Origin of the sequence: Salinivibrio sp. VYel1 (assembly GCF_009377945.1) — a bacterium.
GTDB classification, from domain to species: Bacteria; Pseudomonadota; Gammaproteobacteria; order Enterobacterales; family Vibrionaceae; genus Salinivibrio; species Salinivibrio siamensis.
The window spans coordinates 416,669-433,422 of the sequence record NZ_RSAM01000001.1 but is presented as its reverse complement, the minus strand read 5'-3'; the positions used below and the strand labels follow the sequence as shown (position 1 = coordinate 433,422).

General features: G+C 48.1%; 14 protein-coding genes. 6 read left to right on the top strand and 8 right to left on the bottom strand.

What is annotated here, in order from left to right:
* Window positions 1-63 precede the first annotated feature (63 nt).
* The gene (locus EHW58_RS01905; protein WP_152794315.1) at window positions 64-2,262 is read right to left on the bottom strand and encodes a TonB-dependent receptor; all 2,199 of its coding nucleotides are present in this window, start codon (window positions 2,260-2,262) and stop codon (window positions 64-66) included.
* Window positions 2,263-2,467: 205 nt separating this feature from the next.
* On the opposite strand from EHW58_RS01905, the gene EHW58_RS01900 reads away from it, so the two are divergent.
* The gene (locus EHW58_RS01900; protein WP_152794313.1) at window positions 2,468-4,186 is read left to right on the top strand and encodes an IucA/IucC family siderophore biosynthesis protein; all 1,719 of its coding nucleotides are present in this window, start codon (window positions 2,468-2,470) and stop codon (window positions 4,184-4,186) included.
* 48 nt (window positions 4,187-4,234) lie between these two features.
* Here the strand turns inward: EHW58_RS01900 and EHW58_RS01895 are convergent, their stop codons facing one another.
* Window positions 4,235-4,540: a DUF496 family protein gene (locus EHW58_RS01895; protein ID WP_046075653.1), complete on the bottom strand. Its 306-nt coding sequence runs from the start codon at window positions 4,538-4,540 to the stop codon at window positions 4,235-4,237.
* Window positions 4,541-4,816: 276 nt separating this feature from the next.
* A complete protein-coding gene (locus EHW58_RS01890; protein WP_046075654.1) occupies window positions 4,817-5,746 on the bottom strand; it encodes a chemotaxis protein CheV in 930 nt (309 codons plus the stop codon).
* A gap of 427 nt (window positions 5,747-6,173) precedes the next feature.
* Between EHW58_RS01890 and EHW58_RS01885 the strand changes: the two genes are divergently transcribed.
* The 3 genes from EHW58_RS01885 (at window position 6,174) to EHW58_RS01875 (ending at window position 9,370) form a co-directional block, all read left to right on the top strand.
* Window positions 6,174-7,118, top strand: a complete 945-nt coding sequence (locus EHW58_RS01885; protein ID WP_046075655.1) for a chemotaxis protein CheV — start codon at window positions 6,174-6,176, stop codon at window positions 7,116-7,118.
* 73 nt (window positions 7,119-7,191) lie between these two features.
* Entirely contained in the window at window positions 7,192-7,683 is a 492-nt protein-coding gene (locus EHW58_RS01880) for a histidine phosphatase family protein (protein WP_152794311.1), read from the top strand.
* Between the two features lie 328 nt (window positions 7,684-8,011).
* Window positions 8,012-9,370 (top strand): hypothetical protein, encoded by a 1,359-nt coding sequence (locus EHW58_RS01875; protein WP_046075657.1) that lies wholly within the window; start codon window positions 8,012-8,014, stop codon window positions 9,368-9,370.
* Here EHW58_RS01875 and EHW58_RS01870 read toward each other — a convergent pair.
* From EHW58_RS01870 to EHW58_RS01860, 3 genes are all read right to left on the bottom strand, one after another.
* On the bottom strand, window positions 9,367-11,286 hold the full coding sequence (locus tag EHW58_RS01870; RefSeq protein ID WP_152794307.1) for a bifunctional diguanylate cyclase/phosphodiesterase: 1,920 nt from the start codon (window positions 11,284-11,286) through the stop codon (window positions 9,367-9,369). The genes EHW58_RS01875 and EHW58_RS01870 overlap by 4 nt on opposite strands.
* A gap of 103 nt (window positions 11,287-11,389) precedes the next feature.
* On the bottom strand, window positions 11,390-11,905 hold the full coding sequence (locus EHW58_RS01865) for an oxidoreductase (RefSeq protein WP_172969910.1): 516 nt from the start codon (window positions 11,903-11,905) through the stop codon (window positions 11,390-11,392).
* 323 nt (window positions 11,906-12,228) lie between these two features.
* Complete coding sequence (locus EHW58_RS01860; RefSeq protein ID WP_046075659.1) at window positions 12,229-12,606, bottom strand: glutaredoxin; 378 nt, start codon at window positions 12,604-12,606, stop codon at window positions 12,229-12,231.
* A 194-nt stretch (window positions 12,607-12,800) separates the two neighbouring features.
* On the opposite strand from EHW58_RS01860, the gene EHW58_RS01855 reads away from it, so the two are divergent.
* Entirely contained in the window at window positions 12,801-13,643 is an 843-nt protein-coding gene (locus tag EHW58_RS01855; RefSeq protein ID WP_046075660.1) for a 2OG-Fe(II) oxygenase family protein, read from the top strand.
* Between the two features lie 82 nt (window positions 13,644-13,725).
* Here the strand turns inward: EHW58_RS01855 and EHW58_RS01850 are convergent, their stop codons facing one another.
* Window positions 13,726-14,733, bottom strand: coding sequence for an ABC transporter substrate-binding protein (locus EHW58_RS01850; protein WP_152794305.1), 1,008 nt, complete (start codon window positions 14,731-14,733; stop codon window positions 13,726-13,728).
* 133 nt (window positions 14,734-14,866) lie between these two features.
* Here EHW58_RS01850 and EHW58_RS01845 point away from each other — a divergent pair, with 133 nt between their 5' ends.
* The gene (locus EHW58_RS01845) at window positions 14,867-15,622 is read left to right on the top strand and encodes a PilZ domain-containing protein (protein WP_152794303.1); all 756 of its coding nucleotides are present in this window, start codon (window positions 14,867-14,869) and stop codon (window positions 15,620-15,622) included.
* On the opposite strand, the gene EHW58_RS01840 is transcribed toward EHW58_RS01845, so the two are convergent.
* Complete coding sequence (locus EHW58_RS01840) at window positions 15,619-16,746, bottom strand: PQQ-dependent sugar dehydrogenase (RefSeq protein ID WP_152794301.1); 1,128 nt, start codon at window positions 16,744-16,746, stop codon at window positions 15,619-15,621. The genes EHW58_RS01845 and EHW58_RS01840 overlap by 4 nt on opposite strands.
* Window positions 16,747-16,754 lie beyond the last annotated feature (8 nt).

The window sequence follows — 16,754 nt, the reverse complement described above, 5'->3', positions numbered from 1 at the left end:
TATGGTTGAAACACATTGGGAGAAAAGGCGCCCAGCGAGGACTAGGCGCGAATGGTAATACGACTAGAACGTGGCGCTGTAGCTCAAGCTAAAGGTACGGCCAACGCCGGCGTAGTTGAATAGTTCGGCTAATCCAGAGCCATAGGTCTTTTGTGCTTTTTGACTCCAAATGGTTTGATACTGTTCGTCGAGTAAATTTTGGATACCAAAGTTGATTTGGCCGATTGGTAAAGTGTAGTAACCATTAAGGCCGACTAGTTCATAGCCTTCTAGTTGGTCTCCATCTTCATCAGACAGATCGCCAACGTGTTGGAGGTTGAGCTCGGTGCCCCAATCGAAGTTATCGTAGCCGACTGCCGCCATCGCGGTAGAAGGGCTCGCGTTTTCGATAGTGAGATCGTCCCAACTACCTTGGTCTTTCACTTCGCTTTGCACTAAGTGACCCTGTGCGCGGCTATACCAAGCATCAGTAAGGTAGTATTTAATCTGTCCTTCCAAACCATAAATACGCTTTTTATTGCTGTTTAATTCTAAATCAGCGCCATTGTACTTATAGGTTTTATCAGAGAGGGAGTAATACGCTGCAAGCTGCGCATTATAGTCTTGTTGCTGGGTACGCCAGCCAAGTTCAAAGGAGTTGGTTTTAGCGCCATCCAGTGGTGTATTGGATACACTCACATAGTTGCCGTCATGATTTCCGTTTGTATAATCTGCCTGACCATAAAATTTTCCCGGATCGGGCATATTGAAGCCTTGGCTGAAGTTAGCCCACACTTGTTGGTTGTCGGTCATGTCATACTTGAGTCCCGCATTCGCGAGCCAAATATCCTTGGCTGTGGTGCCACCGGGGATAGTATCCGCGCTGTTGAGTGCACCAACGAGTATTTTGGCTTGCTCTGCAAAACCGATAAAGTCATCGCCTTTATATTTGGTGTACTGATAGCGTAATCCGGCAAAGGCATTCAGCTTATCGTTGATGGCCCAATCCGCTTGCGCAAAAATGCCTGCGTTTTGGGTCGTAAAATCAGGGTAACGCCCAACATTGCCTAGATGCTTAAATGTGAGTCCGTTACTTTCTAGACTTGCAGCCTGCTCGTAGATCCGCTGAAATGCGTCAAACTTTTCTTGGCTAAGATCGATACCATAGTTTAATGTCAAACTATCTAACGACTTTTCCAATAATATCTTAGTTCCTATCACTTGATTACTTTGTTCAGACGCGCCTAAGTGGCTGAAATTAAGTTTTTTGATTGGAAACGGAAAGAATCCAAATGTTTCTTTACGATAATAAGCCTGCGCCAGTAAAGCATGGTTAAAGACATTAGCGTGACTATATTGAGCGTTTAGCATCATGCGCTCAGTAAAGGGTTGCTCATCCAGTTGGAGTCCATCTGAACGTTTAATTAGCGAGTCATCTAGTAATCCTGACAGTATCCCGGAGGAGCTAAGTTCCGGCCCGTAATCAATCCCATAATCCGTATCTTGCTGACTGTCATAGTATTGAGCAGTCAGAGAGAGGTGCTGTTGGTCATCAGGGCGATAATCGAGGCTACCCATCACATCAATGCTGTCATTGAATTGGGTATCAGTTTGGGTCACATCGGGCAGGATAGGATCGCCATTGCCGTCGTAGGCTGCACCTTTACCTTCATACGCGAAGGATAAGCGCCCTTGCAAGCTATCACTGCCGCCGGAGACCGCGACCGCGGCTTGCTTGGTGAGATCTTCGCTGTTGTTAAACCCAGTGGTGACGCCAGTCTGCACCTCGAGTTGCGCATCGCCCGCTTCACCGCGCTTGGTGATGATATTGATAATACCGCCGGTGGCGCCTGCGCCATAAATGGAAGTCGCGCCTGATAGTACCTCAACACGCGCAACATTAAAGGGGTCGATACTATCCAGTTGGCGGCTGATGGTTCGAGCAGCATTCAGAGCAACGCCATCAATCATGATTTGCGCGCTGCGGCCACGTAAATTCTGTGAGGCGTTGGTGCGTGCGTTGGTGCTGCCAAAGTCAAAGCTTGGGATCAGCTTCCCGAGCGCGCCTTTTAATGACTCACCGCCTTGAATTTCACGGGTTAACTCTTCATTGGTGATCACCCAGTTAGTGCTGGCGGAATCGGCGATGGTCGTTTGAATCTTACTACCGGTTACAATGATGGTTTCGGTATTGGCCGCAGAAGGGGCGGCATGGGCGAGATGAGCGCTGATCACTAACGCCAGCGGCGAGAGCGAAAAGCCGACTGCTTTTTTGGTGTTCATAATTATCCTTATTCGTCACAACGCTGCAGGGCATGATGAGGCTGCGTCCCTGCAGTACTTCTTCGTCACTACCTTAGTTCCAAAATCAAATGATAATGGATATCATTATGATTATTGATATTTACTCCTAATGTCAATACATTGATAACCGAATTGCCACATTTCACCTAAATTGGTGAAAAATAACGCATAAAGGACGTAAAAAATGCAGGGGAATTATTGGCAAGCGGCCAATCAGAAACTGCTCGCAAAAGCGATCAGTGAGCTTCATTTTGAAAATGCGATTACCGTTGACCACCTTGAAGAACATCGGTTTAGGTTGGCGTTGCCCGATGCAGAGTGGTGGTTTACGGGTACGATGAATGTTTGGGGAATGGTGATAGTAGACAGCGGCAGCGTGTCACGGGGCGACAATCACCATCCGGAGTTGATGACATTGGTGATGGACTTACAGCCTGTTATCGATATGGCGCCTTTGCATCTGGGCGGTTTTATCGAGGAGTATCAAGAAACACTCATGGCGGAACAACAGCATCTCGCGATGCTTAGCAGTCTGCCAGCCGATAAACTCGTGTCGTTATCAGAAACCGATCGCCAGCCTTACTTGGATGCTCATCCCAAGGCACTTGCCAATAAAGGGCGATTAGGGTGGGGCCAGCAAGATAGTCATCAGTATGCGCCTGAGTATGGCAACACATTTGCGTTGCACTATCTCGCCGTGCATCGAACGTGTGCTCGCTATGGTTTTAGTGATGGACTAGATCAGGCCTCTTTACTCACTGAGACCCTATCACCGGCCGCTTATGATGCACTCATGACGCGCTTAGCGGTCGATGAACGGGATGATTACCTGATAATGGCGGTGCATCCGTGGCAGATGCAGCGTTATATCTACAGCCAATATGCGTCTTTATTCGCTTCAGGTGACATCATTGACCTGGGTGCGAGTACAGAACAGTGGCGTCCACAGCAGTCGATTCGTACCTTGAGTCGGGCGGATGAACAAGGCAAGTATGACGTAAAAACAGCGTTAACCATTCTCAATACCTCCTGCTATCGCGGCGTACCGGGGAGTTTTATTGCGCATGGCCCAGTGCTGTCAAAATGGCTGTCAACCTGTGTACGTCAGGATGCGTTATTATCGCGTCTTGGTATGCATGTGCAGCAGGAAGTCGCCGGCGTGTACTGTCCGCAACCTTATCAAGCGCAAGTTGACAGCTGTTACAAATATCACGAAATGTTGGGATGCGTTTGGCGTGAACGTGCCGAAAGCCTGTTGCCGTCTCACCAGCGACCCATGAGTATGGCGACCTTAATGCAAGCGGGTGGTGATGGGGTCAGCTGTGTCGAAGCGCTGATTACGCGCACCAAGTTAACGCCTAGCGAATGGTTGCAGCGTTTGTTTGATCACGTTGTGGTACCCCTTTATCACTTATTGTGCCAATACGGAGTTGGGTTAGTTGCGCACGGACAAAACATTACCGTGGTACTTGAAGGCGATATCCCTGTGGGCTGCATGATCAAAGATTTTCATGGTGACTTACGCTTTGTCGATCAACCGTTTCCAGAGTTGGATGGCTTGGATAAAGCCGTGCGAGCGGCGATCAAACACTTACCGCCACACTATCTGGTGCATGACTTATACACAGGACACTTTGTCACCACACTGCGGTTTATTTCGCCGTGGTTTGTATCTCTTGGAATAAGCGAGGCTGCATTCTATCGTCAATTAGGTGATACCCTTCGTCGCTATCAACAAGCACACCCTGAGCTTGGTGAGCGATTTAGGTTGTTTGATGTGTTTAGTCAGACTAAAGAGAAGGTGTGTATCAACCGGGTTAGATTTAATATTGGCTACGACGATAGTAACGAGCGACCGTTACCGATGTTTGGTGAGCCTATTACTAACCCTCTCGCGCAATAAAGAAACCCGCCAGTTGGCGGGCTTCTTCGGGTCAATCAAGCCAAGCGATTACTTACCGCCCTTGCTTTGTTTAGTTAGCTCTTTGATAGTGCGGCTGATTTCACGGCGCTGCTTAGAAATTTCCGCATTTTTGATGATGTGATCATCAACGCGATCTTCGTAATCGCCTTTCATGTTTTTGATGATCTCCACGATCTCTTCATAGGACATCTCTGGCTGGATGTAGTCGAGCAAGTTTTCTAACAGCACCACCCGCTTTTGGTTGTCACGGATTTTCTTGTCGTTGTCCTGGATTTCGCGCTTCAGTTTGTTCTTTTGTCGTGAGTGCTTAACAATCTCGTATACGCTGGTCATAGTAGTCGCCTTCTATTTTTTGAAGTATGAAAAAATTAAACCACAAGCGCTGCGGCAAACCCAGTCTTTTTGCGCTTGAAGTGGGGAGTTTTTAAACACTTGAATGAAACAGGCGGGTGAAGAAAAGACATTGTGAGGCCAGTTTATCAACAACCTCATTAGCTGGCTAAACCGTCACCCTACCTTCTTCGCTGATTGATGGTGGCAACGATAACAGGTGAGCATTGACAGTGTCATGACACATATCAAGGCTCACCGATAGCGTGGTAATCACGCTCAGTAGTCGGTTGGGCTGCCCTCGAGCTTGACCGATGAACCGGATGTTTTCATCATCGCGCCGCGCAACATGGCTTGCACTAGCTCAGTGGCATCGAATTTCGTCAGTGCTTCGTGCGCCCCGACTTGTTTGGCACGGTCGACACTAATATCACTTGATAGCGAGGTGTGTAATATCAAGTAAGCTTCCGCCAGTTTATCGTCGCTGCGGATTTCAAAGGCTAGCTCATAGCCATCAATCCCAGGCATTTCGATATCGCTAACAATAATATCAAACGGCTTGCCGGCTGAGGCGGCATTTTTCATCATTTGCAGCGCTTCTAGGCCGTTATTGGTGACAAAGTAGGGGATGTTTATACTATCAAGCGCCTCTGATAATTGCCGTCTCGCCGTCAATGAGTCATCGACCAAGAGGATATTCATGGGTTTGAGTTTCTCACGATCGACGTCGGCTAAGATGGGGTGCAGCTTGTCAGGATCAGAGGGGAAAATGTGCTCCATAATGTATTCAACATCAAGCAGTTGCACCAACTTGTCGTCGATGTTCATCACGCCGGTAAGAAACGCGCGTGTTCCTAAGGTTTCCGGTGGCTCTGAAATAGAACGCCAATCGCACTCGCTGATCTTGTCGATTCCACGGACCAAAAAGCCCATCACCCGGCGCTGACAATCGGTCACGATAATGTAGCAAGACTCCCATTCTGACTTAGCCACGGGTTTGTAGCCAATCGCTTTTGCCATATCAATGACAGGGGTCGCGATGCCACGGAAGCTAGTGGTTCCGATCACCGTTGGGTGAGATCCCGGCAAATCCGTGAGCGGCTGAAAAGGAATGATTTCTCGTACCTTCAACGTGCCAATCGCGAAAGATTGGGTGGCGGTGAGGCGGAACATCAACATGCCTTGTGCTTGATTCGCTTTGCTCTTCATAGCATCACTCTGCGTGTTATCGTCAGTCTTCTGTTTAGGGTAACAGTGTTGTCTTTAAACACCTATTCTTACCCCAAGGATAGGGCTAACGGGTGAAAAGATAAAACTTTTGCCTGCTATTGTCTCACATTTGAAACTTATTGATAGTCTCATTTAAACGTGGTGTATACCACGCTTTTAGGCCACGGTTTTTGTTAAGATAGCGAAAGATATAGGCTAAGTGAGCCAGTCATTTAGACGTCACCTTCTGCAAAGAGGTTGCCTGTGGCTGTATCTTACCTAAAATAAGAAAGAACACGCTTTTTGTCTCGGTACTTGAAAGTCTCAGTGCAATGCGACACAAAAGCCCCAACATTGAGGCACGTTAGCAAGGATTTACGTGTCCGGATAAATGCGAATGAGCAGTAATACGACGGTTGAGTAGACTATGACCAATATTTTAGATTCGGTAGATTCGCGGACACGATTGGTGGGTGAAAACCGCCTCGAGCTTTTAATGTTTTACCTTGGCTCTACCCAACCTTTTGCCATCAACGTGTTTAAAGTACGTGAAGTCATTAAAGTGCCAAAGCTCAACCAAATGCCTGGCTCCCATCCGAACATCCGTGGCGTTGCCATGATTCGCGGCAAATCTATTCCGGTGATTGACCTACGTCAGTCTATCGGCATGGGCTCGATAGGCATGTCGGATGAATGTAACGTGATCGTGACTGAATATAACCGCACTATCCAAGCTTTCCTCGTTGGGCAGGTGATCAATATCAAAAACATGGGCTGGGATGAGATCATGGAGCCGCCCTCCAGCTCTGGGCGCAATAATTACTTAACGGCCATTACTCGCCAAGACTTTGATGGTCAAACGCGTTTAGTGGAAATTGTGGATGTGGAAAAAGTGCTGGCTGAGATCGTTGCGTATGAAGTTGGCGTTTCTGAAGATGTCCTCGACCCGCAACTGACCCCTTATATGACGGGGCAGCGAGTACTGGTTGTCGATGACTCATCCACGGCGCGCGCGCAGGTTAGTGAAACCTTGTCGCAGTTTGGCGTTGAGTGCATCATCAAGAAAAATGGTGCTGAAGCACTGAACTTGCTCAAGAGTTGGTGCGATGAAGGCAAAAACGTGAGTGACGAAATTTTGCTTATGATCACTGATGCGGAAATGCCGGAGATGGACGGTTATAAACTGACGCATGAAGTGCGCTCTGATAGTCGGATGAGTGATTTGTACATTGCACTGAACACCTCACTAAGCGGTAGCTTCAATGAGGCAATGGTTGAAAAAGTGGGCTGTAATCAGTTTATCTCTAAATTCCAGCCCGACCTTTTGGTCAATGTGGTGCAGGAGCGTTTGCGCCAAGTCGTGGCGAGTTAAACCGCCTAGACACCAGTGAAAACCAAAAGCGAGCCGTGGCTCGCTTTTTTTATTGAACATTGAGGGGGTGACGATGAAAACGGTATTTTTGATGCGCCACGCAAAATCGAGTTGGGATGATCCGAGCCTCGATGATCACGAACGTCCGCTCAATCCGAGAGGATTTCGGCAAGCGCCGCAAATGGCGGAGCGCTTGAATGCTTGGTTGCACCAGCCACAAACGATTGTGACCAGCACAGCGCAACGCGCGAAAGATACGGCAGTGCTGGTGGCACAAACGCTGACCGATAAGCCGCCCATTGTTTTAGAGGAAACGTTATACAGTGAGCATGCATCGGCAATCATTCATACCATCCAAGCACTCGAGTTAGAGCATGATGTGGCGATGATTATTGGCCACAACCCCGCACTAAACAATTATTTGCATGGCGTGGGAATGACTAAGGATAACTTGCCGACCTCAGGTGTGGCGGTGGTGCAGTATCCCGTCGAGCACTGGACAGAGATCGCGAATACGCATGCACAGCTTTGCTTTCTCGACTGGCCTAAGCGACTTCGAGGCTAGCGTCGTCTATGGAACAGGATGCTGTCATATGCATACTAGATATGGTGCGCTCTGAACTATATTTAGCGCTTGGATTGTAAAGTTATCTACTGTACCTGTGGATAACCCCGTTAATTTCTTTGTAGGCAATGGCGGCAGTACGCGCGAGTCGTGGAGAGCAACCCCAAGACGATCGATTGAGCAAAAAACAACCAGCTTGATTGACGCGATATGGCGGTTTTTCACTTGTGTTGCGGTAAATGTGCGATACTCGTAACACCTTGGTCGTACGCGTATTATGGGGGATCGGCTTGGTAGCAAATTTATTGGCGTTCACAGGAGAGCAGTCGTGATCACAGTAGACAAACATGAGGGCTTATCAGTCAGGGTGGCTGTGCTCAACGAGGAAGTCAGTGCCCAAGAGGTCGAGTTTTATCTCTTCGTCCCTGGTGAGCTTAAGTTTGGTAAGCATGTGCTTTCTGAAGATGAGTTTTACTACCGTGTCCTCGCCAATAGTCGAACGTATTTTACGTCTCGTTATCATCTGCCCTTGGTACATGCTCGCCTAGCCAGTCGTGACAAACTGCCAACCGAACAATATCGAGTGAGCTTGAGTCTCTATGCGTACCAGTATGCCTTATCGCTTGAAAAAGCGACGCACGATTTTTTTGAATCCGTTTCTGGGCTAGAGGATGAACAAGCGTTAGAGCAGTTAGAAGATACGATAGAGATGGCGGTGGAGATTTTACGGCGACTCCGGCGCTACAAACCGCAAAATACCAAGCTACTCAAGTATTACCATAATATAGACAACTATTTATCTTGGTTGACGGAGCAACGTTTTCTGTCGTTATTAGCCCATATGCCGCGTGGAAACGTCTACAAGGGGGTACGCCAGCAATTGATTGAATTGTGCCAAGCTGAAGAGGCACACCGCCTCGTTAACCGTTATAACTCGGATAAAGCACGGCGCGATCCCACTCGTATGGTCAATAAGATGCGCTTGGCGCGCCGCTTGATTGAGTTTCCCGTGACGATTCGCCAAGTGCCGCAGGCGCTAGGTAAAAACCTTAACAAACTGGCTAAAGCGTCCGCGACGGCGTTTGTGATGTTGTTTGTCACCACTGTTATTGTCCGTGCACGTCAATATTTAGGCGAAATCACCCTATCGTTCGTGTTGGCCATGGCGGGTGTGTATGCATTGCGAGAGATCTTTAAAGATGATTTACGTGACGCGTTGTGGCGCTGGATTCGTAAAGGACGTCCCAAGTGGCGAAAACGTTTTATTGACCCCACATCCAATCGACAAATAGGTCGGCAGTTAGAGTGGCTAGATTATATGGATTTTGCTGCCCTACCCGATGAAGTGAAGAAATTGCGTCGTGGCAAACTGCGTCAACGGGAAGAGGCGGTAGTGCGTCTTAAAGTGAAAACACAGTTAGAGACAACCCGTTTTTTGTCGGGTTATGACACCACTCGTGACGTGTGGAAATTTGATTTCCGCTCTTTTTCTCGCCTTATGGACCGTGGTAGTCAGCGCTTATATCGGCTTAATGAAGGCCAAGTACTCAAAGATTCGGTTGAAAAGCGGCATCAGTTTAACCTTATTAGTTGTCAGCGGTTAAAAGGGCAGCCGACGGTGTATCAGCGTTGGAAAATTACGGTTAACCGCTCAAAAGTGGTCGATATAGAAGAAGTGTTTGATTAATCACTCATCAATAACTTGTCTTTATGATTTAAGTGATCGATGCAGAAAGCATAAAAGTCGAGTGCGGATAGCGGCTTGGCGAAGAAGTAGCCTTGGAATTCGTCAACGCCCATCTGTTTTAGGCTGGTGAGTTGTTCTTGTGTTTCGACGCCTTCGGCTACCACACAAATACCGAGCTGATGGGCCATATGACAAATGGTGTCGACTAACACATGCTGGCGCGGTGTATTGGCCATGCCGGTGACAAATGAGCGATCAATTTTGACTTTATCAAAACTCAGGTGGCTGAGTACCGACATGGATGACCAACCCGTGCCGAAATCATCCAGCGCTATCCGAATACCGACGTCGCGCAGTTGATTCATCAGCAGATTGAAGCGACCAATATCGTCGATGGTCATCGTCTCTGTGATCTCAAAAATCAGTTGTTTACGTTGTTCTGGGTGATCAGCAAATACAGTGATCACATCGGCAATCAAGGACTCGTTGAAAAACGAGTCAGAAAGGTTAATCGCAATATCAATATGGTCATTAATGGTTTGCCATTCGGTGTTTAATGCCAGATAAACTTGACGCAAAAGCCAAGCACCGAGTGCCCGACCCAGACCAGATTCCTCGGCGATATTGATGATGACCGCTGGATTTATGGGGCCAAACTCAGCATGGTCCCAGCGAATCAGACACTCACAGCCAAGGCGTGTTGACGTCGCTGCCACCATGGGTTGGAACAAAACATAGAGTGTCTCTTGATAAGGATCGTCAAGGTGAGCTTTGAGCTCATCGCGTAATTGACGACGTTGCTTCGCTTCTTGCTCGTACTCCGCTTTAAAAATATCAACACTGTCTTGCGTCACAGGCGCTTGTTTGGCTCTCATCAGTGCAAGGTCTGCGTTGTTTAACAGTTGATTGGCAAACTGACGATGATTTCTGATGACGTTGTCATCCAAATCGAGGCTCTTTGCGACGCCAATAGCCACCGCTAATCGATGACCTGGGTAGACACTGTCGATCGCGCTTCGCAGCGCGTTGCACAAAGGCTGAGTAAAGAAGCTCAGCTGACGATTGTCGGTGTATGCGAGAACCGCAAACTCATTACTGCTGATCCGCGCGCAAGGATAACCGTAAGGCAAACACATGCTTTTTAATTCATTGGCCAACTGTGTTAGCGCGACATCGCCTTGTTCGTATCCCATCAGGTCATTGATGTCTTTAAAACGACGAACATCGATCAGCAATAAGGTATGTATTTGTTTTTTATGTGCTGCTTTGTAGAGATACTCCAAAAGGTAATTGCGATTGGGTAGGCCAGTGAGACTATCGTGCCATGCCATTTTTTGCTGTTTGCTACTATTGCGATAGAGGCGAAAGGCGAAAAAAATCAATAACGACATCAGTATAATGATGGCCGCGTACATGGTTTTTATTTGGTCTTGTAAAAATTCACGCTGTTCGATAGCTGCCGGCCCGGTAAAATTATTGACCATCAGATTTCGTACCTGAGGAAGCACAATATCCATTTCATGAAGAAGGCCAGAAAGTCGCTGTCGGTCACCGTTCAATACCGCTTGCTCATGTTGCTGAATTAAACGAAAAGCACGTTGTACCACGGGCTTAGCATCAAATGCTTGGCGCATGGGCGCAGCCTCTTGGCTGCTTAAAAACGTATCATAACGGCTCCATAGGATATCATAAGAGAGGACAAGAGATTGTTTGTCTGAGGCCGTGGCGAGGTACAAAGCGAGCTCATTACGAAACTCTAAGGTTTCGAGTTCCATTTGTGCTAAAGCCCATGCTGACAATTGGGTATGCAGTGCCTGTCGTGCGTAGGCATTATGAAACTGGTAAAGCGCTGAGGCCGCGAAGGCTAACGTGGTAAATGCAAAAATGATGAAACCGATAAGAGGGCGCTTTACCATACCAATATATTCCTTTACTGCTGTGTTTTGCCCAGCTGCTTGTGGTTGAGTCGGGAAGCTCGTGGAGTAGGCAAAAACCGTGGTTGAGCTAATAGGGCTGTTGTTATTCTTCTTCTAATATTTCGATATGGTTAACTTGCCATACCATACGACTGTGCAAAATCTCATTATCGTACTGATTAAATTCGGATAATGGGTAGATAACCCAAATCGGCCCTTTGTCGCGAATCGGCATCCATTCGCCATTTTTCTTAATGGCGAAAACAGGGTTGTACTTATTAATCTCGTCACTCGGTATTGTTGACCAATAATCATTGAGGGCGTGAACTTTCAATGCATGGCCTTGTTTGTCATACGTTTTCAGCAGTTTTTGTGCTGACACACCGAGAAAAACCTGCTGACCTTCCGTCCAAGGGGTTTCCGTTTCAATTGTGCGGTCAGCCAGCTGCATCAGCTCCTCACGAGTAAAGGATTGCTTGGCGACATCACCATAAATGGTCAAAATCGGTCTTGCTTCGACAGCATGACTGACCAGCATGAGACACAACAGCGCCAGCAAAATGAGTTGGTCGGTATAACGGCTTTTGCGGATAGTATATCTGGGATCGTACGTTGTCATGTCACACTCCTTATTATCTCCATCTTTTTAAAGCTAGTTTGTGATTGAACCTAACTCAAGACAGAGCGGTGACCGCCATGATATACGCTCCGAAGGAAAATGGGAAAGGGTCCATTTCTCCCGTAGTAACGGCGGGTGGATCGTGCAAATCGATCAGACACAGTCACGAGATTTATTGTTGAATTGAAAAAGAAAACTGCCCACGCATAGGGCTAGGGCAGTTTAGCAAAGCCCGATAAAAGGCATAAGCCGGTCGGGCGACAAGGGGCAAGCGAAGGAGTCTTGTCACTAAAAACATAGACGCTAGCTTGGCGGGTGTCTAATTATTTTTCGATAATTGGTGTGGCCTGTTTGTTTAAGTAGGCAATAATATCATCCGATTCGTACATCCAGCGCGCCTCACCGTTTGCCTGTTGGATACGCAAACAGGGTACTTTGATTCGCCCTCCCCCTTGTTCAAGCTCTTTTCTGGCATCCATGTTGCGCTTCGCGTCTTTGGTCTGAAGCGGTAAGCCGAGTTTTCGGCTTGCCTGGCGCACTTTTACACAAAAGGGGCAGGCCGCGAATTGATATAGAGTGACCTGCTGTGCCAATGTGTCCATCGCTTGCTTTTGTGCTGCGTTTAATTGAGGGGATTTGGGTTGGGTCAATGACTCAACAACCAGAATAATTTTACCTAGGATCCAACGAATAACGCCCATATAACCTCCATGCGTTGACAACGGCATAGAGTGTAACACGTGATACACGTTTGCCTATCTTGAGGTTAGATTGTCCCCTTATAGAAACAAAGCGTTTCTCTCTAAAAACAGGATGGCATTGTACCCGTTAACCTGCCTGTTAAACTATTGTTTCACTTACCTCATGATAAAAAGCAAACGATTACGAGAGTATTATGACACTGCAAGCCATTGACTTTACTGCGCCTGATGCAGAGCAGGCGTTTGTTAAATCCCTACGTGAAACAGGTTTTGGTGTATTAAAAAATCACCCATTACAGCAACAATGGGTCGCCGATATCTATCAGCAATGGGAAGGTTTTTTTAATACCGAAGACAAGCACCGCTTTACCTATAAGCCCGACACGCAAGACGGCTTTTTTCCCTCAAAAGTCGCAGAGACCGCGAAAGGCCATACCAAGCGTGATCTGAAAGAGTTCTTTCATTATTACCCGTGGGGACAGTGTCCAGACGCCTTGAGAGGCAATTTACAGTCTTATTACGAGCATGCCACGCATTTAGCGGAAACCTTGCTCTCGTGGGTTGAGCGCCAATCACCATCAGATATAAGTCAACACTTCTCGCAACCACTTTCTAGCATGATTAATGGTAGCCAACAGACCTTATTGCGTGTCTTACACTACCCGCCGTTAAAGGGTGATGAAGAGCTTGGGGCGATTCGAGCGGCTGCTCATGAAGATATTAATTTGCTGACAATATTGCCTGCTGCCAATGAGCCTGGCTTGCAAGTGAAAGCGAAAGATGGGAGCTGGTTAGATGTACCTTGTGATTTTGGTAATTTAATCGTCAATATTGGTGATATGCTTCAAGAAGCATCCGGCGGTTATTTCCCTTCTACCACTCACCGTGTCGTGAACCCGGAAGGTGCGGATAAAACCAAAGCGCGTATCTCGCTGCCGCTATTTTTGCACCCTAAGCCAGATGTTGTACTGTCTGAGCGCCATACGGCTAACAGCTATTTGATGGAACGCCTCCGTGAGCTTGGCGTGATCGAGTAACACACTTTTATGCTTGCCGAGGTCATGTTTGACGCTCGGCAAGTCATGTCTGTTTACGTTTCCCACCGTGTATGCGCTACCATTATCGCAGCGCGTCTTCGACACGTTGCGCGGTTTGTGCATCAACCCATTGATGCCAAACGGCAGGGTAGCGGCGAAGAAACTCGTCTGCGGCTATTTCACCGTCTGCCTGGTAGGTGTCCATCCAAGCCAGCATGTCACTCATTACTTGGTTATCGTATTCACGGCGGCTGATATAGTTAAATGCCGCGGGCGCTTGTTTGGCAAAGGATGCTGTGGTTAGCGAATGCACGGGAGAGGTGGGAAATGCGGTGACCTGGGGGGAACGGCAGTCCGCTTGGGTGATACATTGTTTGTAGTGCGCTAAATTGACATCGGCACCCAAATCGACTTTAACCATTTCATACTTTCCCATCACAGGGGTCGGCGCCCAATAATAACCAAACCAAGGTTTTTTTCGCTCATTGGCTCGTGCGATGGTACCGGCTAAGCCTGCCGCAGAGCCTGGGTCGACAATTTCAAAGCCGGCTTTGTCCAATTCAAGGGCGTTAAAAATGTGCTGGGCTGAGATTTGACATGTCCACCCCGCCGGGCAGCCCATAAATGCGGCTTTGTCAGGGTCTTCAGGGTGAGGGAACAGCTCTGGATGCGCTTTGATACCTTCAATGGTCGCTAACTCGGGGTGTTGATCGACCATGTATTTGGGTACCCAAAAGCCTTCGTTGCCACCTTGTGAGAATGCATCGCCTGCATACCTTAACCGTCCCTCTTGCACGCCTTTATCCAACATTGCTTTGTGTGAGTTTGTCCAAAACTCTGGGGCAATATCAGGCTCGCCTTTTTCTGTCATTGAGACGCCAGTAGGCATGGTGTCGCCTGGGACAAGAGAAGCATCACACCCATACCCATGGGCTAAGATAAATTGATCAACATGTGCCATGAGTGTGGCTGAGTTCCAATTCATATCCGCGATAGAGACCTTGCCACATGCCGCGTCATCGCTGGCTTGGGCAAGGGGGGAGTAGGCCAGTATTGAGCCTATCAGTAGCCGCTTTAGCGTCCCTTTCATGATGTGTCCTTGATAGATGAGTGCTTTATGTATCGAAAAAGTAACATGGGCGAATAGGGCGATCTATACTCAACGCAACCGATCTTAATAAAAATACTGAAATCCTTATTAGCGGACGACAACGAACGCCATTATGCCAAGAAAAGAGCAACTTAATGCGATAGAAAAAAACCAAGAAGCCATCGCTTTAGCTGTCACTCACGCGGTACTTAAGTTGGGGGTGGCAACCTTGGTGCGTGTTCACATTCAGACGCCTACTAAAGCTTTGTTCCGATTTAATGGGTTGTTGATTGGCAGTGATGGACAACGTTTTTGTTATCTGCAACTACCTAAACTGTCGAGCCAACAGAAAAAGCAGTACTTTGGGGCGGGTTATAGTTTACGTCTTCATGGTGTTTCTGCCGATGGATCGCTGATTCGATTTGGTGGAAAAGTACAAGGCTTGATGGAAGCTCACCATACCCTTTTATGTGTCGAGCTTGTTCGTGACGGTGCGAACGCCACGCCTTTGCGCCAAGACAAGCGTTTCAATGTCGAGCTCTCTGCAGCGTTAAATATAGACGGTAAAGCCAGCGTGCCCGTGACGATACACGATCTCTCTGTGGGCGGGTGCTTGTTTTCTTACCGTGCGATTGGCTTGCAGATTGATGAGGAGAAAAGTGCAGCGCTTAGCTTGACAGGTATCCCTGCCAGCCAAGCGTTGACAATGAGCGGCGTGATATTGAGTCACCGTCTTAAAGGTGAGCGTTATCATTGTGGGCTTAAATTCGACGACCGTTCTAAGTCACGAAGCGCGTGGTTAGTCACCAATTTAGACTACGATGGTGAGCAATATCGTCTGTCGATACCTCACAATGATGGCGAGCTGACCTCCAGCCTTTCTATCTAAGACTGAGGTAATGGTGTGACACGCAGTACACTGCCGTTTCTTCTATCGGTGAGGATGAGTAAACTGCCATCACGTGCTTGTATCACATCGCGAATGCGGCCAAACTGACCCTCTAACATTCGCTCTTCATGCCTGACTTGGCCGTTCTCCAGCTCTAGCCTTACTAGCAAGCCAAACTTTAACGACCCGAGCAGTAAATCCCCCTGCCACATCGGAAACTGCTGGCTGTTCACCATCGTCATGCCTGATGGTGCAATAGAGGGTTCCCAGTAATAGACAGGTTGGCGCATGCCAGGTTTGGATGTGCCTTCTCCGATCTGTGTGCCTAGCCCATAGTTAACGCCATGTGTAATGGTTGGCCAGCCATAGTTTTCACCGGCGAGGATTACGTTGAGTTCATCGCCACCTTGGGGGCCGTGCTCATGTGCCCAAATACGGGTGCCGTTGTTATCTAACGCGATACCTTGGATATTCCGGTGCCCGAAGCTAAAGACCTCCGATTGCTTACTCGGTGTTTGGACAAAAGGGTTTGACTCGGGCACGGTGCCGTCATGATGAAGGCGCACAAGAGTGCCAAGATGATCATCAGCGAATTGAGCGCGATCACGGTGTCCTCGGTCACCGAGGGTAATATACAAATACTCAGGCGTGACTAATAAACGACTGCCAAAATGGCGCCCGCCACCGCGCTTGGGAAGGGCTTTAAAGATAACGCGACTGTCAATCAGTACATCCTTAGACAGTGTGGCCACCATTACCTCAGTACCTGCCTGCCCTTGCTCGTCGACGGCGGCATAAGAGAGGTATAAACGCTGATTGGTCGCAAAATCAGGCGCCAAAGCAATATCTAATAGCCCCCCTTGCCCCTCTTGAAACACGTTTTTCGGGGTACCTAAAATGGAGACGACCAAGCCATTGGGGGTTAAGCGCTTCAGGTTACCGTTTCGCTCAGTGATGAGCAGATCACCATCCGGAAGTTCAGTGATCCCCCATGGGTGAGAAAAACCGGACTTCAGTGTTTCAACACGAAGGTTCACCGCCTCCGTGTTGATGGTTTTCGCGTGGGTCGCCCCTACAATGCCTAGGCAAAGAACCAACAGGCAGAGTCGATGCAACATATGCATTGTCAGCT

Coding starts and splice junctions, on each gene's coding strand:
- EHW58_RS01900 (WP_152794313.1), top strand. CDS start 2,468: ATGCAGGGGAATTATTGGCAAGCGGCCAATCAGAAACTGCTCGCAAAA.
- EHW58_RS01860 (WP_046075659.1), bottom strand. CDS start 12,606: ATGGGCGTTATTCGTTGGATCCTAGGTAAAATTATTCTGGTTGTTGAG.
- EHW58_RS01885 (WP_046075655.1), top strand. CDS start 6,174: ATGACCAATATTTTAGATTCGGTAGATTCGCGGACACGATTGGTGGGT.
- EHW58_RS01855 (WP_046075660.1), top strand. CDS start 12,801: ATGACACTGCAAGCCATTGACTTTACTGCGCCTGATGCAGAGCAGGCG.
- EHW58_RS01895 (WP_046075653.1), bottom strand. CDS start 4,540: ATGACCAGCGTATACGAGATTGTTAAGCACTCACGACAAAAGAACAAA.
- EHW58_RS01880 (WP_152794311.1), top strand. CDS start 7,192: ATGAAAACGGTATTTTTGATGCGCCACGCAAAATCGAGTTGGGATGAT.
- EHW58_RS01845 (WP_152794303.1), top strand. CDS start 14,867: ATGCCAAGAAAAGAGCAACTTAATGCGATAGAAAAAAACCAAGAAGCC.
- EHW58_RS01865 (WP_172969910.1), bottom strand. CDS start 11,905: ATGACAACGTACGATCCCAGATATACTATCCGCAAAAGCCGTTATACC.
- EHW58_RS01840 (WP_152794301.1), bottom strand. CDS start 16,746: ATGCATATGTTGCATCGACTCTGCCTGTTGGTTCTTTGCCTAGGCATT.
- EHW58_RS01905 (WP_152794315.1), bottom strand. CDS start 2,262: ATGAACACCAAAAAAGCAGTCGGCTTTTCGCTCTCGCCGCTGGCGTTA.
- EHW58_RS01850 (WP_152794305.1), bottom strand. CDS start 14,733: ATGAAAGGGACGCTAAAGCGGCTACTGATAGGCTCAATACTGGCCTAC.
- EHW58_RS01870 (WP_152794307.1), bottom strand. CDS start 11,286: ATGGTAAAGCGCCCTCTTATCGGTTTCATCATTTTTGCATTTACCACG.
- EHW58_RS01890 (WP_046075654.1), bottom strand. CDS start 5,746: ATGAAGAGCAAAGCGAATCAAGCACAAGGCATGTTGATGTTCCGCCTC.